Here is an 18687-nt window from a genome sequence, read left to right as displayed (position 1 = left end):
CGTCTTGTGAGCGGCCAGGTTGATCCACGGCCACAAAGGTTCGTCCGGCGCACTGTGAGGCGCCACGAATGCGATCGTGTACCCCGTGCGGGCGTTCGGGATTCGGTAGCATCGGCGCGCGTTACCCACGAATCTCTGGAGTTGATCTTTGTTCATCGGGTTCGCGCTGTGGGCGGATTTCGTCGTGCGCCGGCGGTTGCTGGTGCTGGGCCTGGTGTCGGCGGGGTTGCTCGCGCTCGGCGGATACGGGCTGGGTCTGCACGAGCAGCTGAGTTCGGGCGGCTGGGACGATCCGCGCTCGGAGTCGGTGCGCGCGGCGTGGTTGCGCGAGAGCGCTTTCGGACGCGACCGCGCCGGTGACGTGATCCTGCTGTTCCGCGCCCCCGAGGGTGCGACGATCGATGATCCGGGGTTCGCGGCCACCGTGTCCGGCTTCCTGGACAGCCTGCCGCGCGAGCATCCCGGCGAGATCTCGAAGGTGAACGGGGCCTACTGGCCGACCGAAACCGGTGTGGCGCAGCGCAATGTCTTCGGCACCGCGGATCGGCAGTACGGTTTCGCCTCGATCGCCCTGACCGGCGACGACGAGACGGCGATCATGCGCGACTACCGCACGGTCGCCGGGGCGTTCCACCTCGACGGGGTGGATATGCAGGTCGCGGGCGGGCAGGCCGTGGGCGGCGCGCTCAACGACACCATGGTGCAGGATCAGCTGCGCATGGAACTGCTGGCCATTCCGGCGGTGGCGGTGCTGCTGTTCTTCGTCTTCGGCGGTGTCGTGGCCGCCGCGCTGCCGCTGGTGATCGGTGCGCTGACGGTGCTGGCCGCCTGGGGCGTCATGCGGGTCGTCGCGATCGGCATGGACGTGAATTCCTTCGTCTCACCGGTCGTTTCGATGATCGGGCTCGGGCTGGCGGTCGACTACGGGCTGTTCATCGTGAGTCGTTTCCGGGAGCAGCTCGAGGCGGGCGACGAGGTGAACGACGCGGTCCGGCGCGCGGTGACCACGGCCGGGCGCACGGTGGGGTTCTCCGCGATCATCGTGGTCGCGGCCAGCGGCGGCGTGCTGCTGTTCCCGCAGAACTTCCTGCGCTCCTTCGCGATCGGGGCGATGGTGACGGTGGCGCTGGCCGCAATCACCGCGCTGACGGTGCTGCCCGCCCTGCTGACACTGCTCGGGCGGCGGGTGAATCTGCTGGGGGTGAGCTGGTTCCAGGGTCGCGGATCCGGACAGCGGTGGTATCGGCTCATCTCCGGTGTGGTGAAACACCCTGTCGCGGTGCTGGTTTCGGTGTGCGCCGGGCTGTTGCTGCTCATCGCCCCGATCGCCGATATGAGCTTCGGCGGCATCAGCGAACGGTTCCTGCCGCCGGACCATCCCACACGGGTGGCACAGGAGCAGTTCGACGAGTTGTTCCCCCAGCGCCGCGTCGATCCGGTCCACCTGATCATCCGGACCTCCGATCCCACCGCGGCGGGCGCGGTCTGGACCGCGGCCAATTCCGTCCCGGGTCTGGCCGCTCCCTTCGGCGTACCCCGGCGCAGCACCGAGTTGCCCGACGTCTTCACCACCGAAGCGCCGCTGGTGGACCCGCACGCCGCGGGCCCCACCGTCGACGCCCTGCGCGCCATCGCGGTCCCGGACGACGCCACCGTGCTGGTCGGCGGTTCTCCCGCGATACTGCGAGACAGCCTGCGCGCGTTGGCGGATCGGCTGCCGCTCATGCTCGCGATCGTGCTGCTGACCACCTCGGTGCTGCTGTGGCTGGCCTTCGGCTCGGTGGTGCTGCCGCTGAAGGTGGCGCTGTTGAACGCCCTCGGGCTCGGGGCCACCCTGGGCATCCTGACCTGGGTCTTCATCGAAGGACATGGCGCGGGTCTGCTCGAATTCACCCCGCAGCCGATCATGGCCCTGATCCTGGTGGTGGTCATCGCGGTGATCTACGGTCTGTCCACCGACTACGAGGTGTTCCTGCTGTCCCGGATAGCCGAGGCCCGGGCCGCGGGGCTGTCCACCCACGAGGCCATTCGCACCGCCACCGCCGAGACCGCGCGCATCATCACCGCGGCCGCGCTCATCCTGCTCGTGGTGGTCGGCGCCTTCGCCTTCTCGGATCTGCTGATGATGAAGTACATCGCGTACGGAATGATGGCGGCGCTGTTCATCGACGCCACCATCCTGCGCATCCTGCTGGTTCCGGCGTCCATGGCCGTGCTGGGCGAGTGGTGCTGGTGGGCTCCGCGATGGCTGCGGCGCGCCCGACCGGCCACCCCCGAAAGCCCAGCGCAGCACCTGGTTTCACAGTGACGCGGCGCGGGACGCCCGCGCGGGCGCCGGGTCGATGACCCGCCAGGCGACCGTCGTCCACAGCACGGCCAGGATGATCGAGCCGAGGATGTCGGTGGGGTGATGCGCGCCCGCGTAGAGGCGCTGCACCGCCACCAGGACCGGGATCAGCAGCACCGTTCCGGCCAGGACCCGGTAGGGCCACCCGGTGGTCGTGAACCACAGCAGGACGGCGATGCTCAGGTAGAGCGTCAGGGCGGCGGCGACGTGCCCGGACGGAAAGCTGGAGGTCGGCGGCAGATCCGGGTTGAGATGATCGACCCGGGGGCGGTCGCGTTCGACGATGGCGGTGGTGGCCAGGAACAGGGTGATCTCGCCGACCATCGCCGTGGCCAGAAACAGCGCGGGCCGCCAGTCGCGTCGCGCGCCCAGGGCGATGACCGCGACGATCAGGGCGACGACGATCACCGCGGCGGTATTGCCCACCTCTCCGAACACGCCGAGCACGGAATTGAGTGCGCCGTTGCGGTTCTCGGACAGCGAGGCCACGATCGCGTGATCCCAATGCAGCACGGTGGTGTCGGATTGCAGGGCCCGGATGGACATTCCCAGGCCGATGAGCAGTGCGGCGATGAGCAGCCACGCCACCGCGAGCCGGGCCGTTCCGCGCCACGGGTGAGACAGGATGGGGGCGTGCGGATTCGGGACGGGGCGTAGTTCCTGCTCGTCGTCCTCGGGCAGGTCGCCCGGCAGCGGCCCGGCATCCGGGAGCCCCGAGTCCTCCCGCCAGCGCAGGTAGGCGAACGTCGCCGAGGCCAGCCACAGCGCACCGAGCAGCCAGCCGCCCACCACGTCGGTGGCATAGTGCACGCCCAAGGCGATTCGGCTGAAACCGATGGCAACGACGAGCAGCGTGACGAACGCGATGACCGCGCGCCCGGTCTTCGCGCCCAGCACGGGGGTGAACACCAGCAGCAGAATCCCGTAGCACACCAGGGAATTCATCGAGTGCCCGCTGGGGAAGCTCCATCCGCCCGCGGTGTAGACGGGGTTGTCCACTTCGGGGCGCAATCGTTCGACGACCGCTTTGACGGCCACATTGAGCAGGAAACCGCCTGCGCTGGTGAGAATCACGTAGACCGCCAGGCGTTGCTGTCCGCGCTGTGCCAGCCAGATCGCGGCCAGTGCGAGCAGCACCACCAGGGTGACGCTCGACCCGAACCGGGTCAGGACCTCCAGCCCGCTGCGCAGCCCGTCGTTCGCCGAGACCGCCGAGACCACCCGGTTGATGATCCGCTGGTCCATCCGCTGCATGGGCTCCCAGCGCGTGCGGGCCAGCACCGCCAGCACACCGAACCCGGCGCCGACCGCCACGGCCACCACCAGCGCAACACCGCTGCGCACGGCGAACCGCTCGGCGGCCAGCAGTTCCTCGTGCTGCGCGCCGGGATCGGCCTCCCGCGCCGGGACTTCGATGTCGTGCCGGTCGACAGACAATCCGAACCTCCTGCCATCGTGCGACGCCCGCCGGAATGGCGGATGCCGGTCGTTGTCCCCGGTTTCCCGGAACGGGCCGTTGCAATCAGGCCGGATCGATTCGGGGTGTGCACCGGCCGGCGCGGGGCGAACTCATCCGACGTCGCGACGGCAATACTTCCGGATGGGGGAGTTGGCGTGCGAGGTCCCCTCACTGACGTGTGTTGACCTCCCCGGGGCGTGCGCACCCGGCATAGGCTCGCGCGGTCCACACGATTCGAGGGATTCGATGAGCACAGAACTTTTCAGTTTCACCAGTGCCGGCGACCGGCTGGCGGGGGTCCTGCACCTGCCGGTGGGGGAGCCGCTCGGCGCGGTGGTCACCAGCGGGCCGCTGACCTCGGTCAAGGAGCAGGCGGCGGGCGCGTACGCGCGGGCGCTGGCCGAACGCGGATACGCCGCGCTCGCGTTCGATCACCGCACCTTCGGGGAGAGCGAGGGGCAGCCGCGGCAGTTCGAGAATCCGTACGGCAAGGCCGAGGACATTCGCGCGGCGGTGACCGCGTTGCTCGCCGACGAGCGGACCCGGGAACTGCCGGTGGTGGCCGTCGGGGTGTGCGCGGGGGCCGGGTACATGGCGCGCGCGGTCGCCGATGATCCGCGGATCAAGGCGTTCGCCGGGGTCGCGGGGTACTACTCCGACACCTCGGTCGCGACGCCCAGCCCGGAGGCCATCGCTCGCGGTCGGGCCGCCGAAGCGCGCTGGCGCGAAACCGGTGTCGCCGAGATGATTCCGGCGGTCGCCCCGGACGGCGGCGACGTGGGTATGCCGCTGCGCGAGGCGTACGAGTACTACGGCACGCCCCGGGGTGCGGTGCCGAACTACACCAACGGTTTCGCGGTCCAATCCTTCGCCTACACCAGCGAATTCGACACCATCGAGGCCGCCGCCCGCATCGCGGTGCCCTACGTCATGGTGCATTCGGAGCACGCGCTGGCTCCGGCGTTCGCGCGCAAGTTCTACGCCACGGTGTCGAGCCCGAAGTCCGAGCTCTGGCTGGAATCGGTGGGGCAGATCGACTTCTACGACGATCCCCGGCTGATCGACGCCGCCGCCGACGCGGCCGCGCAACTGTTCCGGTCGGTGCTCGAGCGCTGAATCGGCTGCGCCGGAATCGGTGTGCCGCCACGGGTCGAGGCACGAGGGGTACCCGCGGCTAGCGCGCCGATTCCAGGACGCGCGCGGGATCGGCACGAAATTCGTTGGGATTGCGGCCGGTCCACTGCACGAACGCGCGGCGCAGCGCCCGGGCGTCGGAATAGCCCACCCGGCCGGCGACCGCCTGCACGGTCAGGTCGGTCTCGCGCAGCAGCGTCATGGCGCGCTGGCGCCGCACCCGGTCCACTTCCGCGCGCCAGCTGGTCTCGAATTCGGTGAGTCGCCGTTGCAGGGTGCGCGGGCTGAGTGTCATGCGCGCGGCGACAGCGCCGAGGCCCAGGTCGCCGGCGGTGAGCGCTTCGGCGAGGGCGGTGCGAAAGCGGTCCAGCCAACTCGGCAGCGGACGGGCCGTCGTGAGCGAGAGTCGCGCGTAATCGCAGAGCAGTTCACCCAGGCGCGGATCGCCGCCGGTGGGCAGCCGCGCGCCGTCGCGAAAACTGATCTCCGAATGCGTCGCGCCGAATTCGATTCTGGTGGTGCCGAATTCGGCGGTCATAGCGGCGTACCGCGCGCTGGTCCGGTGCGTGAATGCCACCCGGGCGGGAATCACGCCGGTTCTCGTGGCTTCGCGAATCCGCCGCAACACCAGCGCGAGCACGAATTCCTCCACCGGCACGAAGACCGGGTCGGCCTCCTGCGCCACCCCCACGCGCACGGTGAGCAGCCTGCCTTCTTCGATCACCTGCCAGTCGACAGCGGGATCGGTGACCGCGGCCCGCAATTCCATGACCGTGCGCAGACTCTCGCCCAGCGTCTCTCCGCTGGAAAACAGGTAGTCCCACACCCCCAGCGCCCCCGGCGCGGCCGCCCCGCTCGCGCACAACCCGGCCCCCGGCCCGCCCGCGGCGCCGATCATCTCCCACATGCGCCACGCGGACTCGATCGGCACCCGGAACCGATCGCCCTGATCGGCCCCCAACTCCACTCCGGCCACCTGCACCGGCGAGACCCCGACCGCCGCGGCGGTCTGCCTGAGCACGAGCGCGGTACGGGTGGGGATGGTGCCTTCGATCACCGGCGCAGCATATCGGCACATCGGCAGCTACCCGAGGGCCCGGGTGTCTTCCGACCTGCGAAAACTTACCGAATGGAAGAGGTTGCAATTCGCATTCGAATAACGGACTCCGGCTCGGAATTCACGTCCCGGAGCAATCGGTCCCACTCGGCGGGATGGCAATCGCTCCGGGAGCTGTTCACCCGTCAGTTCGGAGTATCGCCCTCGTTGTCCATGTTGGCCGCCGGATCTTCGGTCGTGGCAATGGGGTCCGGCTCGGCCTCGGGCCGCTCGTCGTCCCGCTCGCGCTCGCGATCATCGTGACGTGCGGCATCGGGGGAGGTGGTCATGGTTACGTGTCCTTTCGTCGCTTCGGTCCGAGCTCTACCCGTCGGCTACCCGGAAAGATCGAATGCAATCGCGCCGCCGGTCGGGGACCGGTGCGAGCAGTCGAGCGGCCGGTAGTCAAGCCGGTAAAGTAATTGGCGTCCATTCGGATTCTCGGGGCGGAAAGCGGAGGAGTTCCCGTCGAATTCTCTCGACGCCGAGCCAGGCGTTGCCGGAGAAATGGGTCTGCAGTACTGTCTGGCCGAAAGTTCATACGGCCGCACCGCATGGAATCGCGCGCGATTCATCGGTCATCGAGGTCGGCGGCGGGCAATTCGGTATAAGGCGGGAAGTTCGAGTGTTCGGCAATGGCGTGCGGTGGCTGTGTACCGCTGCGGTGGCGGTCTCCGCGTCGGTGAGCGGGGCCGGGGTGGCGGGAGCGGACGCGCCCGAGGGCAAAGAGCTTGTCGTACTCGGGGATTCGTTCTCGGCGAACGTGTGGAACATCATCGAGCAGGAGACCGACTGCCGCCGGCACGGCCCGACCGCGTGGCCGACGCAGCTGGGCAAGCTGATGGGGGTGGACGGGACCGACCAGATGTCGAACCCGTCGTGCCCCGGGGCCTCGATCGACAGCGGGCCCGGCTGGACCCTGGCCATGCAGGCCAAGCGGGCGGACGAGGAGGGCGCGTTCGGGCCTCGGACCAAAGTGGTGACACTCCAGTTCGGGCTCAACGACAAGTGGGGCAAATCCGAGCAGACCCTGTGGAACTCGCTGGAGCAGTGCGTGTTCAACCTCGAGCTCGGCTGTGGCCCGGAGGCCGTGGACGAGGGTCGCATGACCGACTACACCGGCGTCTCCGGCAAGCTTTTCGCCGAGCGCATGCGCAACGCGGTGACCTACATCCGCTACTACGCGCCGAACGCCCGCATCGTCCTGGTCGGCTACCCGGAACTGTTCGTCTCGGGCTCGGATACGGTGTGCCTCAACTTCTTCGGTGTCGCCCCGTTCATCAACCCCCGCGGCCGCGCCGCGGTCGAGTATTTCGACCGCATCGACCGGGCCCAGCGCGAAGCCGCCCAGATCCTGAACCTCGAGTTCATCGACGCCCGCGCCCTGACCGCGGGCCACGGCCTGTGCTCCGCCACCCCGTGGGTGAACGGGGTCTTCGACCCCCGCGCCGACTTCGGTGGTCTGTTCTTCCACCCCTCGACCCAGGGTGATGCCGTGGTGGCCAACGCGATCCACGCCGGCCGCTGAATCGAAGCCCGGGCCGGGACCGCATCGTGCGAACCCGCGGTGCGGTCCCGGCCCGAGGCGCATACTCGGGGTTCCGCGTTCGTGTCGATGGGAGCTCCCATGGATGTCACCGCACCCGTATGTGTCGTAGGAGCCGGTCAGAGCGGCATTCTGGCGGCAGCGCAGTTGCGCGGGCTCGGATACGAGCGGATCGACATCCTGGAGGCCGGGCCGGAGCCGGGCGGATACTGCCGAACCGCCGAGGTCGATGGTGAAATCTATGATTTCCAAGCGCATCTCATCATTCAGCAGGACTTCGGGGCGGACATGTCCGGCACCGCCATCGACGAGCTGGTGCGGCGGCATCCGGTGGAACTCCAGCCCGAAGCGCTGTACTTCGTCTCCCGAACCGATTCCGGCAAACCGGGATTCGCGGTGCCCCCGCATTTCCTGCCGCTGCTGACCACGCTCACCGCCGAGCAGTCGGTGGATCAGCTGGTCGAGGCGTGGAACATCATCGAGCGGGCTGTCCGCGCCAAGCACGGACCGGGTCTGAGCGGGCTGAACTTCGACCGGGTGCCGGGGGAGACCTGGGAGACTTGGCGGGCGCGGCACGCCCCACTCGTGGGCGAGGTGCTGCAGGGGATCGCGCTGTACGCGAACATGCGCCGGCCCCGGCAGCCGGTCGAGACGATCATCAACATCAATGCCCATATCTCCGGCCATGTTTCGCAACTCGCCAAGATGCTGCTGTCCCTGCACTCGGGCCGGCGCGCGGAGCTCCTCGCCCGCATGCCCGCCTCGCTGGTCGCCCAGATCGGTTCACGCCGCCCGGTGACCCTGAGCTTCCGCCGGGGCTTCATCAGCTTCCTGCGCCGAATCGTGGACGACAACCGCTTGGAGATCCAGGTGAACAGTCGCGTCACCGCGATAGAACCCGTTGGTCCCCGGCAGGTTCGGGTGACCTGGCAGCGCTCGGGCGCGGAGCACAGCGCGATCTACTCCCACGTGGTCGTCACCGTACGCCCCACGCAGATCCGGGAAATCTTCCCGCGGGGCGACATCCACGACCTCTTCGCCGAGCAGAACTGCCCCCGCACCTGGACCCGCAGCTACCTGATCAAGGCGCCCGAGGACATCGTCACCTTCCCCACCACGGCCCCCGACCCCCTCGGCTTCTGGCTCATGGACCCCCACGGCAGCCTCACCGATACCGACCCCGGCCGGTCCCTGCACCGCATCACCGCCGCGAACAAGCAACACCCCGGCCCCTACTGGGTCTGCTTCAGCAACTCCGATCTCTCGGTGACCGCCGATGAAGCCTGGGCCCTGGCGAAGGAAAGCCTGTTCCTGTTCCACAATCCCGAACTGATCACCGAGGCCATAGCCGAGTGGCCGGTCTACCCGAGCGCATCCGCGATCCGCTCCGGCTGGTTCGACCGGGTGGCGAAGGTGCAGGGCCGCCACGACATCTACTTCACCGGCGAGGTTCTCTCCGGACCGACCGCCGAGTGCATCAGCACGTTCGCCCGCGAGGTGATCCCGGGCTGGTTCGGCCCCGGCGCGGCCCGGACGCCGTCGCCGGACCGCGGTGAATGAACGGTTCCCCGGTGTGAGTTACCAGCGGTGCGCGACGTCGATGACGATTCGACTGCCGCTGCCGGGACCGTCGAGGGTGAGGACCCGGAACGGCAGGCGGGCACGAACCCCCAGTCCGATGGTGGTCTGGCCTTCGAACGTTCCGGCCCAGGCCAATTGGCGGAAGGTGTCGTAGCCGCCGACGTTGGTCAACTCGTTGCGGTTGCCCGGGTTGTAGGTCAGGTTCCCCGAGTTGTCATAGGCGGGAGCGAATATCACGACCTGTAGAAAGGCGCTGCCGCGCAACGAGACCGGAGCGCCCGAGGCATCCATGTACACCTGGTCGACATACCCGGCCCGGTACCCCGCGACCGGCCCCGCGAGGTCGACGACCATCCGGTCGTAGCAGTCCTGCCGCCCGGTCCGCACGTTGGTCAACGTGGCAGTCGAATGGTCCGGATCGGACTTGTCGAGCGACCCCCAGGTCAGCCCGCAGTAGGACGGTGTGGCGCCGGCCGATCCGATCGGCACGAGGAGGGTCAGAAACAGCGCGGACAGCGCGACGAATATCGAGAGTATGCGACGCATGTCGCACCAGCCTTCGGCAGAGAGTCAGTTGATACCGGATAGATCGGCTGGTCCGAACACCGCGTTAGACACGGGACGGTCGCTACTGGATATCGATCCGGGTGCATCGGAGGTTCCTGTTGTGCGGAGCCCGGTCTTGTTGCGCGCGGGCGGCGTACCGCGATCTTGTTTCCGGAGGGGTTGTGCCCTTGGGGGAAAGGGACCGGGGATGAGTGCTGGATTTGTTGTGTCGGGCCGGGCTGCGGCAGAGGCGGATTCGGGGGAGGCTGTGGAGTGGCGGCCTCTTACCAGAGTTCTGTTTCGATTCGGGCTGGTGTACTTCGGGTTGTTCGCGATCCTGACCCAGGTCATTCTGGAATTGCCGGGAATGGCGCTGTGGTGGAAGCCGATCGGGCTGGGGTTGCCGGAGCCGGGCGTCGAATGGGTGGGACGAGCGGTTTTCGGGGTCGAGGTCGTGCGGCGGGATTCCGGCAGCGGTGACACCGCGTACGACTGGGTGTTGTTGTTCTGCATCCTCGTCACGGCGGTGGTGGCGACGGTTGTGTGGAGTGTTCTGGACCGCAAGCGCGTCGACTATCGTGCGGCGGCGGGCTGGTCGATGGTGTTTCTTCGCATCTGCCTCGCCGCGACGATGCTGAGCTACGGCATCGTCAAAGTCTTTCAGCTGCAAATGCCGTCGCCGTCCCTCGCGAGGCTGGTCCAGCCCTTCGGCGAGCTCACGCCCATGGAGGTGCTGTGGAGTCAGGTGGGCGTGTCACCGGTGTACGAAAGCGTGCTCGGAGCCACTGAAATCCTCTGCGGCGTATTACTTCTGATCCCGCGCACAGCGGCTGTGGGAGCGCTGGCGACCGCGGTCGGCGGGGCGCAGATCTGGATCCTGAACATGACCTACGACGTCCCGGTCAAGATCCTCTCGTTCAACATTCTGCTGATGGCCCTGGCCCTCGCGGCCCCCGAGGCTCGGCGAATCGCAACCGTTCTCCAGGGCAACGCAACCGGCCCTTCAACCGCACCCCGCGCCGGTGGAACGGTCCGCCAACGTCGAGTCGTCGCGACCCTGCAGATTGTCCTGCTGCTGTGGCTGCTCATAGCGGGCACGGCCAAAGGCGCGGTGTCCTGGCAGCAGCGCCAGGACATCCCGGAGCTGTATGGGATCTGGGAAGTCGCCACCTTTGTTCGTGACGGCGAGTCGATCGCGCCTCTGGTGGGAGACGAAAACCGCTGGCGACGAATTATATTCGACCGTCAGGACACCGTGACCATCCAAACGATGACCGATCGATTCAGCTCCGCCCGAGCGGAGTTCGCCGATGGCACGCTCGCGCTCCATGCCCGCACCGACGCCGATGCCACACCCTGGGCAACGTTCATCGTCGAACGCCCCACCTCTGACCACCTCCGCCTGATCGGCGAAGCGAACGGCCACCTACTCGTCCTCGAACTGACCCTCCGCGACCCGTCCGCCTTCTCCCTGCGCCGAGAAGGCTTCCACTGGGTCAACGAGTACCCCAACAACAACTGTGTCTCCGGTCGCCCGGCCTGTCCTGCGCGATAGGGCGAGTTCGATCCTGGATAAAACGTACATATTTAGTACGATCGGAGCTGATACGTTAGTTTTATGGAGAATGCAGGTGGCTCGGCAGCCGCCCCGGACCCAGCGGCAGCTCCGGAGGGTGTGGACCGCCCGCGGCGCTGGTTGCGGCGCGCAGTCGTCGCGGTCGGCTGCGTGATCGCCCTGATCGTCAGCGCGGGCGCGTGGGTGGTCTATGCGCACGACTTCGCCTTCCGACGGGAAGAACTGACCATTCCGGGACCCGTACAGCCGCTGCACGCGGTCCTGGCTCTGCCCGAGCAGGGCGACGGCCCGTTCGGCCTGGTCGTCTTCGTGCACGGCGACGGCCCCGCCGACGCCACTCGTGACTCGTTCTACGAACCGATCTGGGAGTCGTTCGCCGAGGCGGGGTACGCCTCGGTGTCCTGGGCCAAGCCGGGAGTCGATGGGGCGCCGGGGAACTGGCTCGACCAGACCATGCACGACCGTGCCGGCGAGACCGAAGCGGTGATCGAGTGGGCGCGGCAGCGGGCCGACATCGACCCGCGTCGCATCGGTCTGTGGGGAATCAGCCAGGCCGGATGGGTGGCGCCCGAGGTCGCCGCGAACCTGCCGGGCCTGCAATTCCTGATTCTCGTTGGCGGGGCGGTGAATTGGCTACGTCAGGGCGAGTACAACCTGCTCGCCGAACTTCGGCACCGAGGTGCGGGCGAGTCCGACATAGCCGCCGCCCTCGATCGCCGCGCGATCGGCCTGCGACTGCTCCGTGAGAACGCCACCTACGAGCAATACCTTGCCGCCGGGTACGACCCGGATCCGATGTCCGAGGCCCGCTGGAATTTCGTTCGCGCGAACTATCTCTCCGACGTGACCGCGGTCCTGCCCCGGCTCGAGCTGCCGGTCCTGCTGGTGCTCGGCGACGATGACCTGAACGTCGACGTGGACGAAACGGAACGCACCTATCGAGCTCTGCTCGCGCCGGAACTCTTGACGGTCCAGCGCTTTCCGGACGCTTCCCACAGCATCGCCAAGGCGTCCTACGAGAACGATCGAGACTGGCGCGCGACGGCGACGGCCCTGTTCGCTCCCCGAGCCCTCTACGCCCCCGGCTACCTCGATCTCCTCCGTGACTATGCGGGATCTCGGCCGGTTCGCTGAGCGGGTCGATTTGCGGGAGGAGTTCGAAGATCGGGAGAGCATTTCTGAACGGGTTGTGAGTCTGAATAGCGTTGTATCACAATGCAATTGGGCTATTGCAGGTTGCTATCGAGGAGTAGAATAGGGGTATGAATTCGGGAGGGGAATCCAGCATCGCGGACCATGTTGAAGGACATGGCGTCGCGGTGGAGGGTCTGCTCGAATCACCCCTGTTTTCCTCATCCGATGACCAGGTCATCGAGATGATGCACAAGCTCGAAGCGGACTACCGCAAACTCGAAGCAGTGAAACAACGCTTCGCTCTCGAATGCGCGGCGCGCGGGTTGCCTGCGCGGGCGGGGATCAAGAGTCCGATCGTGTTCCTGCAACAGACCTTGCGGCTCTCGCATTTCGACGCCGCTGCCCGGGTGCGGAACGCGGACAGGCTCTCGACCGTGTCCGAAGGGACGTTCCAGCGACCGCCCGTGTTCCCGCACATCGCTGCCGCTCAGCGTGCGGGGGAGATCTCCGCGGATCATGTGCAGGCGATCGTGAAAGTTCTCGATCGGATCCCCGCGAGTGTGGATCCGAAGCTGAAGGAACTCGCAGAGAAGACGTTGACCGATTTCGCGTGCGTCGGTGACCCGAAAGGGGTGACCCAAGCCGGTATCCGAGTCCTGGCCTACGCCGACCCGGACGGGGTGTTGACCGCGGACAAGGATCGGCAGCGGATGCGCGGGATCTGCATCGGTCGTCAGCGCGCGGATGGGATGTTCCCGATCTCGGGGTTGCTGACCCCGGAGTTGGGTGCGGTGTTCCTGCCCATGTTCGCCAAATTCGCGCGCCCCGGCATGTGCAACCCCGACGACCCGGACAGCCCGCACACCACCGCGCAACTCGGGATCGACACCGAGTCCGAAGCCGATGACAGTGACGCCGATGCTGCCACCGTCGCCGCGCGTGCGGTGTTGCGGGCTGCTGCTAAGCGTGATCACCGCTCCGAGGCCCAGCGCAATCACGATGCGCTGCTGCGGTTCCTGCACCCGGACATGGGACCCACCAAACTCGGCTACCACCGTGGGCTGCCGGTCTCGACCGTGGTCACCATGCGGTTGACCGACCTCGAGCAGCGCACCGGGCTCGCTACCACGAACACCGGTGGCACGCTCTCGATCACCGAAGCGATCAAGTTGGCCGCGCGTTCCACCCCGTACCTGGTGATCGTGGACGCCAACGGCCGCCCACTGCACCTCTCACGCGGTCAACGCCTCGCCTCGGCAGACCAGCGCCTCGCACTCACCGCCGTCGAACGCGGGTGCACCCGCCCCGGATGCGACGCCCCCGCCACCCGCTCAGCCGTGCACCACATCAAGGAATGGGCTGATGGTGGCGAAACGGACATCGAGAACCTGACTTTTGCGTGCGATGCCTGCCACGCACAAGTCAACTCTAGCCCGAATGGCTGGAAAACGATCGTCATGCCCGATGATTCGGAGCATCCGGGCAAGACCGGGTGGATACCACCACCGCACATCGACCCCGCTCGTAGACCTCGGGTGAATTTCCGTCATCACCCACGTGTGCCGAGTCCTTCGGGGATCCCGGGTATCCCGGCGCGGCGACTCTGCTAGAGCGCTGCCCCGCAGCCGAAAACGCAAAGCCAAGGCCAACGACAAAGGACCATCGGTGTTCACTCCAGTGGCCTACGTAGCCCGAACCCGCACGCACTCTGCGCCTTCCAGCGGGGTTCGGGAGAACAAGCAAGAACAACGCGGCAGTGCTGGTTACCTCGCCTGCCGTACCCGACCTCGGCTCCCCGGTTGGGGCCTGTTCGCCCTTCCAGCGTGGCTGGATGGCTGTGGGAACCTTCTCGAGACCTACAGACACAAGATCCGTCATCGCTCAATGCCGGTACTGCCTCAGAGAGTGATTGTGGTGAGCGGCAATCGATTCGAGGGTTGCTCGTACCCCCCGCCAGTGGTCGATTCCGTTTATCGGCCCGGTAGGGCTGGTACCTCCGTCGAGGCTCCCAACCGGCCCCCGCTGGTATTCCGTTATCCAGGCTGCTCTTCCTGCGGTAGGGCACCCCACCGCAGCCTCGATCCCGAACGCGACAACGCTGGTTCTCGTTATCCAGTCGTTCCCGAACTCGGCCAATCTCCCAACGCTCCGATAGACCCGAGACTCGGCCACGCATACCCATTCATTACAAAGCCATCCACCACAGCCGACTAGAGCGCCCGGCTCAGTCGGCTGTGGTGGATGCAAGTCACAGTGCGTCAGCGATGCCCGAAAGCGCCTCTACTGCTTAATAACCCGTGTACCCCCGGCGAAGTTGTCGTGCCACCCCTGCTTGGTCGAGCTGGCCGTCACCGTCACCGCGATCCCGATCGCGGCGAAGAACCAGAGGATCCCCCCGACCCAGGGGATCAGGTTCAGGAGCATGTAGGCGTTGCGCTTCGCGGAGTCCGCGACGGTGGGGCGGGCCGCGCCCGCCGCGCCCAGGACCTGGAGGTTGAAGAGCTTCTTGCCGGGGGTCGAACCGGTCGACACCTCGAAGAAGACGAAGTACAGGAAACCGAATCCGGCGCCGGGCAGGATCGCGAGCCAGCTCGGAAGATCCAGTGCCCGTTCGAGAATCCAGAACAGGATGCCGCCGACTATGCCGGCGATGATCCAGTCGACGAACCTGGCGGCCGCGCGGCCCCCGATGCCCGCGGAGGCTCCGCCGAGTATTTGCCCAGAGTGCTGCTCGTTGCCGGTCATGCGTGCTCCTCATCGTGATCACGCCGCACCGCCCGTATCCGGCGCAGCGACGGCTCGAGCATCTCATAGATCATCCGGACGGGCGCTTGTTCATCAGCCGGGGCAGGCGCGCGCAGGCTCGGAAACTGACGATTTGCGCCGGATCGCTGGAACCACGGTGGGGCAGAGCGGATCAGGTCGTAGCGTGGGCCGGGATCCCTATCGCTGGAACCGCTCACGGACAAGGCAATCGATCATGACAACGCAGCTGCTCAAGGGTCAGAACATCCCGCTGAACGCCACCGAGCTCCTCGTCTCCGTGCAGTCCAGCGCGCCGGTGGATGTGTCCGCACTATTGGTGACCCCGGCCGGCAAAGTCAGATCGGACGACGACTTCGTGTTCTACAACCAGCCGCACGCGCCGGGCGTCGAGCTGTCCGCGGGGGCCCTGCGGATCTCCCCGGCGCGGGTGCCCGCGGGCATCGACCAGATCCGCGCGATCATCACCCTCGAGGACTCCCGCGGCAGTTTCGGGCAGTTCGCCGCTCCGGTAGCCACGGTGACCGATCAGTCCGGAAATGTGCTGTGCCAGTATCGTATCGAGCAGCTCGGTCCGGAATCGGTGGTCATCGCCCTCGAGGTCTACCGGCGCAATGCCCAGTGGAAGATCCGCGCCGTGGGCCAGGGCTACGCGGGCGGATTCGCCGACCTCGTCACCGATCACGGCATCACGGTCGACGATGTTCCCGCCGCTCCCGCCGCCGCACCGGCGGCGGATCCGTCGGGGGTGCGCACCGTCGCCGGGGAAGCCACGCTCTCCCTGGAGAAGCGCCAGAAACTCGACCTGCGCAAGCGTGAGGTCGCCAAGGTCCTGCTCACCAAGGGCGCGAGTGGAGTTCGCGCGCGCGTGATCCTGGTCATCGACAAGACCGGCAGCATGCACAGCCTGTACCGCGACAAGGTCGTGCACCGCGTGGTGGAGCGCATGATCCCGGTGGCCATTCAGCTCGATGACGACGGCAATCTCGAAACATATTTGTACGGCGACAAGTTCGCGAAGCTGCCCGATGTCACCGTCGCAGACGCCGACAGGTGGAGCGCGACCTTCCTGCACATCTCCGGCCGGCACGGCGGCATCGATTACAACCGCCAGATCGGCGGCGTCAACGACGAGATCCCCGTCATGACCGACATCCTCCAGTCGCTGCGCCCGGGCGCGGACCCCGCCCTGGTCCTGTTCTTCACCGACGGCGGCTTCCACAAACGCGCCAAGATCACCGCCCTGATGCGCCAGGCCGCCGCCCTCCCCGCGTTCTGGCAGTTCATCGGCCTGGGCGACAACGATTTCGGGATCCTCCGCAAACTCGACACGATGGACGGCCGCGTGGTCGACAACGCGGGGTTCTTCGCCGTCCCCGACATAGATTCGATGAGCGATGCCGACCTGTACGGCCTACTGCTCGGCGAGTTCCCGGACTGGCTGTCCGCGGCCCGCCGCGCAGGCGTCCTGCGCTGACATCCGTCGAGGTCGAACCACGTTGAGATCGATGCCGTTTCGCGTTCAACCGCGCTGAGGTATTCGCGAGGCGGTGACCGTCGGCGAAGACTGTCCGCCTCTCGGTCAGTCGCCCCAGCTGTTGTTTTCGAGCACCGTGTTCCAGGTGAACGGGACCAGGTCCGGGCGGGTCAGGCGCAGGATCTCGCCGGAGAGTGTGCCCGGTGGAGCCTTGTGCGGGTCGGCGAGGACCTGGCGTTCGATGGCGGCGGTGAGGGCGCGGACGCCGCCGAGGCGGGGGTAGGTCGCGTGGACCGCATCGGCGAAACCGGGTGGTAGGTCGTCGGGCTCGCCGCCTATGTCGAGGCCGATGCCGGCGACCGAGATCCAGATCTCGGCTGGACGGCGGCGCTGGTAGACGGGGGAATCGCTGATGCCCGTGGTGTGGGCGGCAATGGCGTCCCAGATGATGTCGACGCGTTCGTCGGTGATGCCGTGGGATTCGAGATACTGCGCGGCGTAGTCGGCCCCCTGTACCTCGAAACGTTGTGGGCCGGTGGCGCTGTCGGACAGGCCGATGTCGTGCAGCGCGCAGATGAGGAACATGTTTTCCTCGTCGTAGTCCACGCCGGGCCGCAGGCCGCGCGCGGCGGCGAGGGCTCTGCCGAACAGGAAGCCGCGGATGCTGTGGTTGCGCAGGTGGAGTTCCAGTGCACCGGTGATCAGTTCGAGGGTGTCGGCGGCCAGTGTCGTCGACGGGAGGGACAATGCGCTCGCCGTCGCTGAAACCGCTGCGGGGGAGGATATTTCGGCCGTGGTTGATGCGGCGCGAGGGTGTGTCATGGCGTGGTCCTGTCTGCGTGTCCGATGGCACGCCGAGAAGAGGGATTGCGCCGCGGTCGACAACGGGCGTGCCCCGCTGTGCATCAAATCCCTTCCGGCGGTGCACATTCAGTCTCACTTCGACAGAACCCACTGCCCAGTGGCCGGATGGCCACGTATCGAACAATTCTGGCCAGCACGACGAACGTGTTCGCTAGCCGGACACACTCGCCGCCCGCGGCTCTGCCCGGTGCTGAAAGCTGTTGCGGTAGGCCTGCGGCGTGGTCCGCGTCTGTCGTGCGAAGTGATAGCGCAGCGAGGTCGCGGTACCGAATCCCGCTTCTGCCGCGACGCGGTCGATGGACAGCGGCGTGGTTTCCAGCAGCCGCTGCGCGTGGTGCACGCGGGCGCGCAGCAGCCACTGCATCGGCGTCGTCCCGACCTCGCGGCGAAAACGGCGATTCAGGCTCCGCACACTGATGGCCGCCTGTGCGGCGACCTCGTCGAGCGTCAACGGGCGGTGCAGGTTCGACTGCATCCAGTCGAGCACCGGCCGTAGCGAGGTGTCGATGCGCACGGGTTCGGCATGGGTGATGAACTGCGCCTGCCCGCCATCTCGCTGCGGCGGCATCACGATTCGGCGCGCGGTGTCCGCGGCGATCGCCGCTCCCAGGTCCCGGCGCACGATGTGCAGGCACAGGTCCAGCCCGGCCACAACCCCGGCCGAGGTCAAGATCTGCCCGTTGTCGATGTACAGGACCGAGGGGTCCACCTCCACGCGCGGGTGTCGCCGCGCCAGTTCGGCGGCGTACTCCCAGTGCGTGGTCACCCGGTGCCCGTCCAAGAGTCCGGTCGCGGCGAGCGTGAACGCGCCGACGCACACCGAGGCCAGCCGGGCGCCACGCTCGGCGGCGGTCCGCAGCGCGTCCACGATGACCTCGTCCGGGTCCTGCAGGAAGCCCGCGGCGCCGGGCACGACGATGAGGTCGGACTCGGCGAGAGACTCGATGCCCCAACGGGTGTGCAGTCCCACCGCACCGCGCCCCGACGCGATGTCCGCGGTGCCGCTCTTGGACGCGATTCGGATGTCGTAGTGCTCGCGGTCCACCGTCGCGTTCGCCGCGCCGAACACCACGTCCGCGAGCATCACCTCGAAACCGAGTGCGTCATCCGGCGCCACCACCGTCACAACCACCATGGCGACAACCTAGCGGGTTCGTGAGGGAA

15 protein-coding genes are annotated in these 18687 nt (G+C 67.3%); 8 read left to right on the top strand and 7 right to left on the bottom strand.

Annotation, left to right across the window (positions count from 1 at the left end):
- Positions 1 to 148: 148 nt before the first annotated feature.
- On the top strand, positions 149 to 2308 hold the full coding sequence (locus tag ABZ319_RS03785) for an MMPL family transporter (RefSeq protein WP_354984767.1): 2160 nt from the start codon (positions 149 to 151) through the stop codon (positions 2306 to 2308).
- Here ABZ319_RS03785 and ABZ319_RS03780 read toward each other — a convergent pair.
- Entirely contained in the window at positions 2300 to 3784 is a 1485-nt protein-coding gene (locus tag ABZ319_RS03780) for a phosphatase PAP2 family protein (RefSeq protein ID WP_354984766.1), read from the bottom strand. The two genes, ABZ319_RS03785 and ABZ319_RS03780, sit on opposite strands and share 9 nt — an antisense overlap.
- Before the next feature lie 268 nt (positions 3785 to 4052).
- On the opposite strand from ABZ319_RS03780, the gene ABZ319_RS03775 reads away from it, so the two are divergent.
- Positions 4053 to 4922, top strand: a complete 870-nt coding sequence (locus tag ABZ319_RS03775; protein ID WP_354984765.1) for an alpha/beta fold hydrolase — start codon at positions 4053 to 4055, stop codon at positions 4920 to 4922.
- Positions 4923 to 4980: 58 nt separating this feature from the next.
- Here ABZ319_RS03775 and ABZ319_RS03770 read toward each other — a convergent pair whose 3' ends face one another.
- Positions 4981 to 5997, bottom strand: coding sequence for a helix-turn-helix domain-containing protein (locus ABZ319_RS03770; RefSeq protein WP_354984764.1), 1017 nt, complete (start codon positions 5995 to 5997; stop codon positions 4981 to 4983).
- Positions 5998 to 6182: 185 nt separating this feature from the next.
- Positions 6183 to 6326 (bottom strand): hypothetical protein, encoded by a 144-nt coding sequence (locus ABZ319_RS03765; RefSeq protein ID WP_354984763.1) that lies wholly within the window; start codon positions 6324 to 6326, stop codon positions 6183 to 6185.
- 335 nt (positions 6327 to 6661) lie between these two features.
- Between ABZ319_RS03765 and ABZ319_RS03760 the strand changes: the two genes are divergently transcribed.
- Positions 6662 to 7564 (top strand): SGNH/GDSL hydrolase family protein, encoded by a 903-nt coding sequence (locus tag ABZ319_RS03760; protein ID WP_354984762.1) that lies wholly within the window; start codon positions 6662 to 6664, stop codon positions 7562 to 7564.
- Between the two features lie 99 nt (positions 7565 to 7663).
- On the top strand, positions 7664 to 9142 hold the full coding sequence (locus ABZ319_RS03755; protein WP_354984761.1) for an NAD(P)-binding protein: 1479 nt from the start codon (positions 7664 to 7666) through the stop codon (positions 9140 to 9142).
- 18 nt (positions 9143 to 9160) lie between these two features.
- Here ABZ319_RS03755 and ABZ319_RS03750 read toward each other — a convergent pair whose 3' ends face one another.
- Positions 9161 to 9709, bottom strand: coding sequence for a hypothetical protein (locus ABZ319_RS03750; RefSeq protein WP_354984760.1), 549 nt, complete (start codon positions 9707 to 9709; stop codon positions 9161 to 9163).
- Positions 9710 to 9917: 208 nt separating this feature from the next.
- Here ABZ319_RS03750 and ABZ319_RS03745 point away from each other — a divergent pair, with 208 nt between their 5' ends.
- The 3 genes from ABZ319_RS03745 (at position 9918) to ABZ319_RS03735 (ending at position 14029) form a co-directional block, all read left to right on the top strand.
- Positions 9918 to 11264, top strand: coding sequence for a DoxX family protein (locus tag ABZ319_RS03745; protein ID WP_354984759.1), 1347 nt, complete (start codon positions 9918 to 9920; stop codon positions 11262 to 11264).
- Between the two features lie 63 nt (positions 11265 to 11327).
- Positions 11328 to 12419, top strand: coding sequence for a CocE/NonD family hydrolase (locus ABZ319_RS03740; protein WP_354984758.1), 1092 nt, complete (start codon positions 11328 to 11330; stop codon positions 12417 to 12419).
- Between the two features lie 128 nt (positions 12420 to 12547).
- Positions 12548 to 14029, top strand: a complete 1482-nt coding sequence (locus tag ABZ319_RS03735; protein WP_354984757.1) for a DUF222 domain-containing protein — start codon at positions 12548 to 12550, stop codon at positions 14027 to 14029.
- A 670-nt stretch (positions 14030 to 14699) separates the two neighbouring features.
- Here the strand turns inward: ABZ319_RS03735 and ABZ319_RS03730 are convergent.
- Entirely contained in the window at positions 14700 to 15164 is a 465-nt protein-coding gene (locus tag ABZ319_RS03730; protein ID WP_354984756.1) for an RDD family protein, read from the bottom strand.
- 235 nt (positions 15165 to 15399) lie between these two features.
- Between ABZ319_RS03730 and ABZ319_RS03725 the strand changes: the two genes are divergently transcribed.
- The gene (locus ABZ319_RS03725; RefSeq protein ID WP_354984755.1) at positions 15400 to 16659 is read left to right on the top strand and encodes a VWA domain-containing protein; all 1260 of its coding nucleotides are present in this window, start codon (positions 15400 to 15402) and stop codon (positions 16657 to 16659) included.
- Positions 16660 to 16764: 105 nt separating this feature from the next.
- Here the strand turns inward: ABZ319_RS03725 and ABZ319_RS03720 are convergent, their stop codons facing one another.
- Together ABZ319_RS03720 and ABZ319_RS03715 are read right to left on the bottom strand one after the other, a co-directional pair.
- Positions 16765 to 17406 carry an HD domain-containing protein gene (locus tag ABZ319_RS03720; protein ID WP_354984754.1) on the bottom strand — a complete coding sequence of 214 codons (642 nt, stop codon included), beginning with the start codon at positions 17404 to 17406 and terminating at the stop codon, positions 16765 to 16767.
- Positions 17407 to 17674: 268 nt separating this feature from the next.
- On the bottom strand, positions 17675 to 18658 hold the full coding sequence (locus tag ABZ319_RS03715) for a helix-turn-helix domain-containing protein (RefSeq protein ID WP_354984753.1): 984 nt from the start codon (positions 18656 to 18658) through the stop codon (positions 17675 to 17677).
- Positions 18659 to 18687: the final 29 nt, after the last annotated feature.

Origin of the sequence: Nocardia sp. NPDC005978, assembly GCF_040614455.1 — a bacterium.
Classification (GTDB): domain Bacteria; phylum Actinomycetota; class Actinomycetes; order Mycobacteriales; family Mycobacteriaceae; genus Nocardia.
The sequence above is the reverse complement of the archived record's forward strand: the minus strand, read 5'-3'. Positions and strand labels throughout refer to the sequence as shown.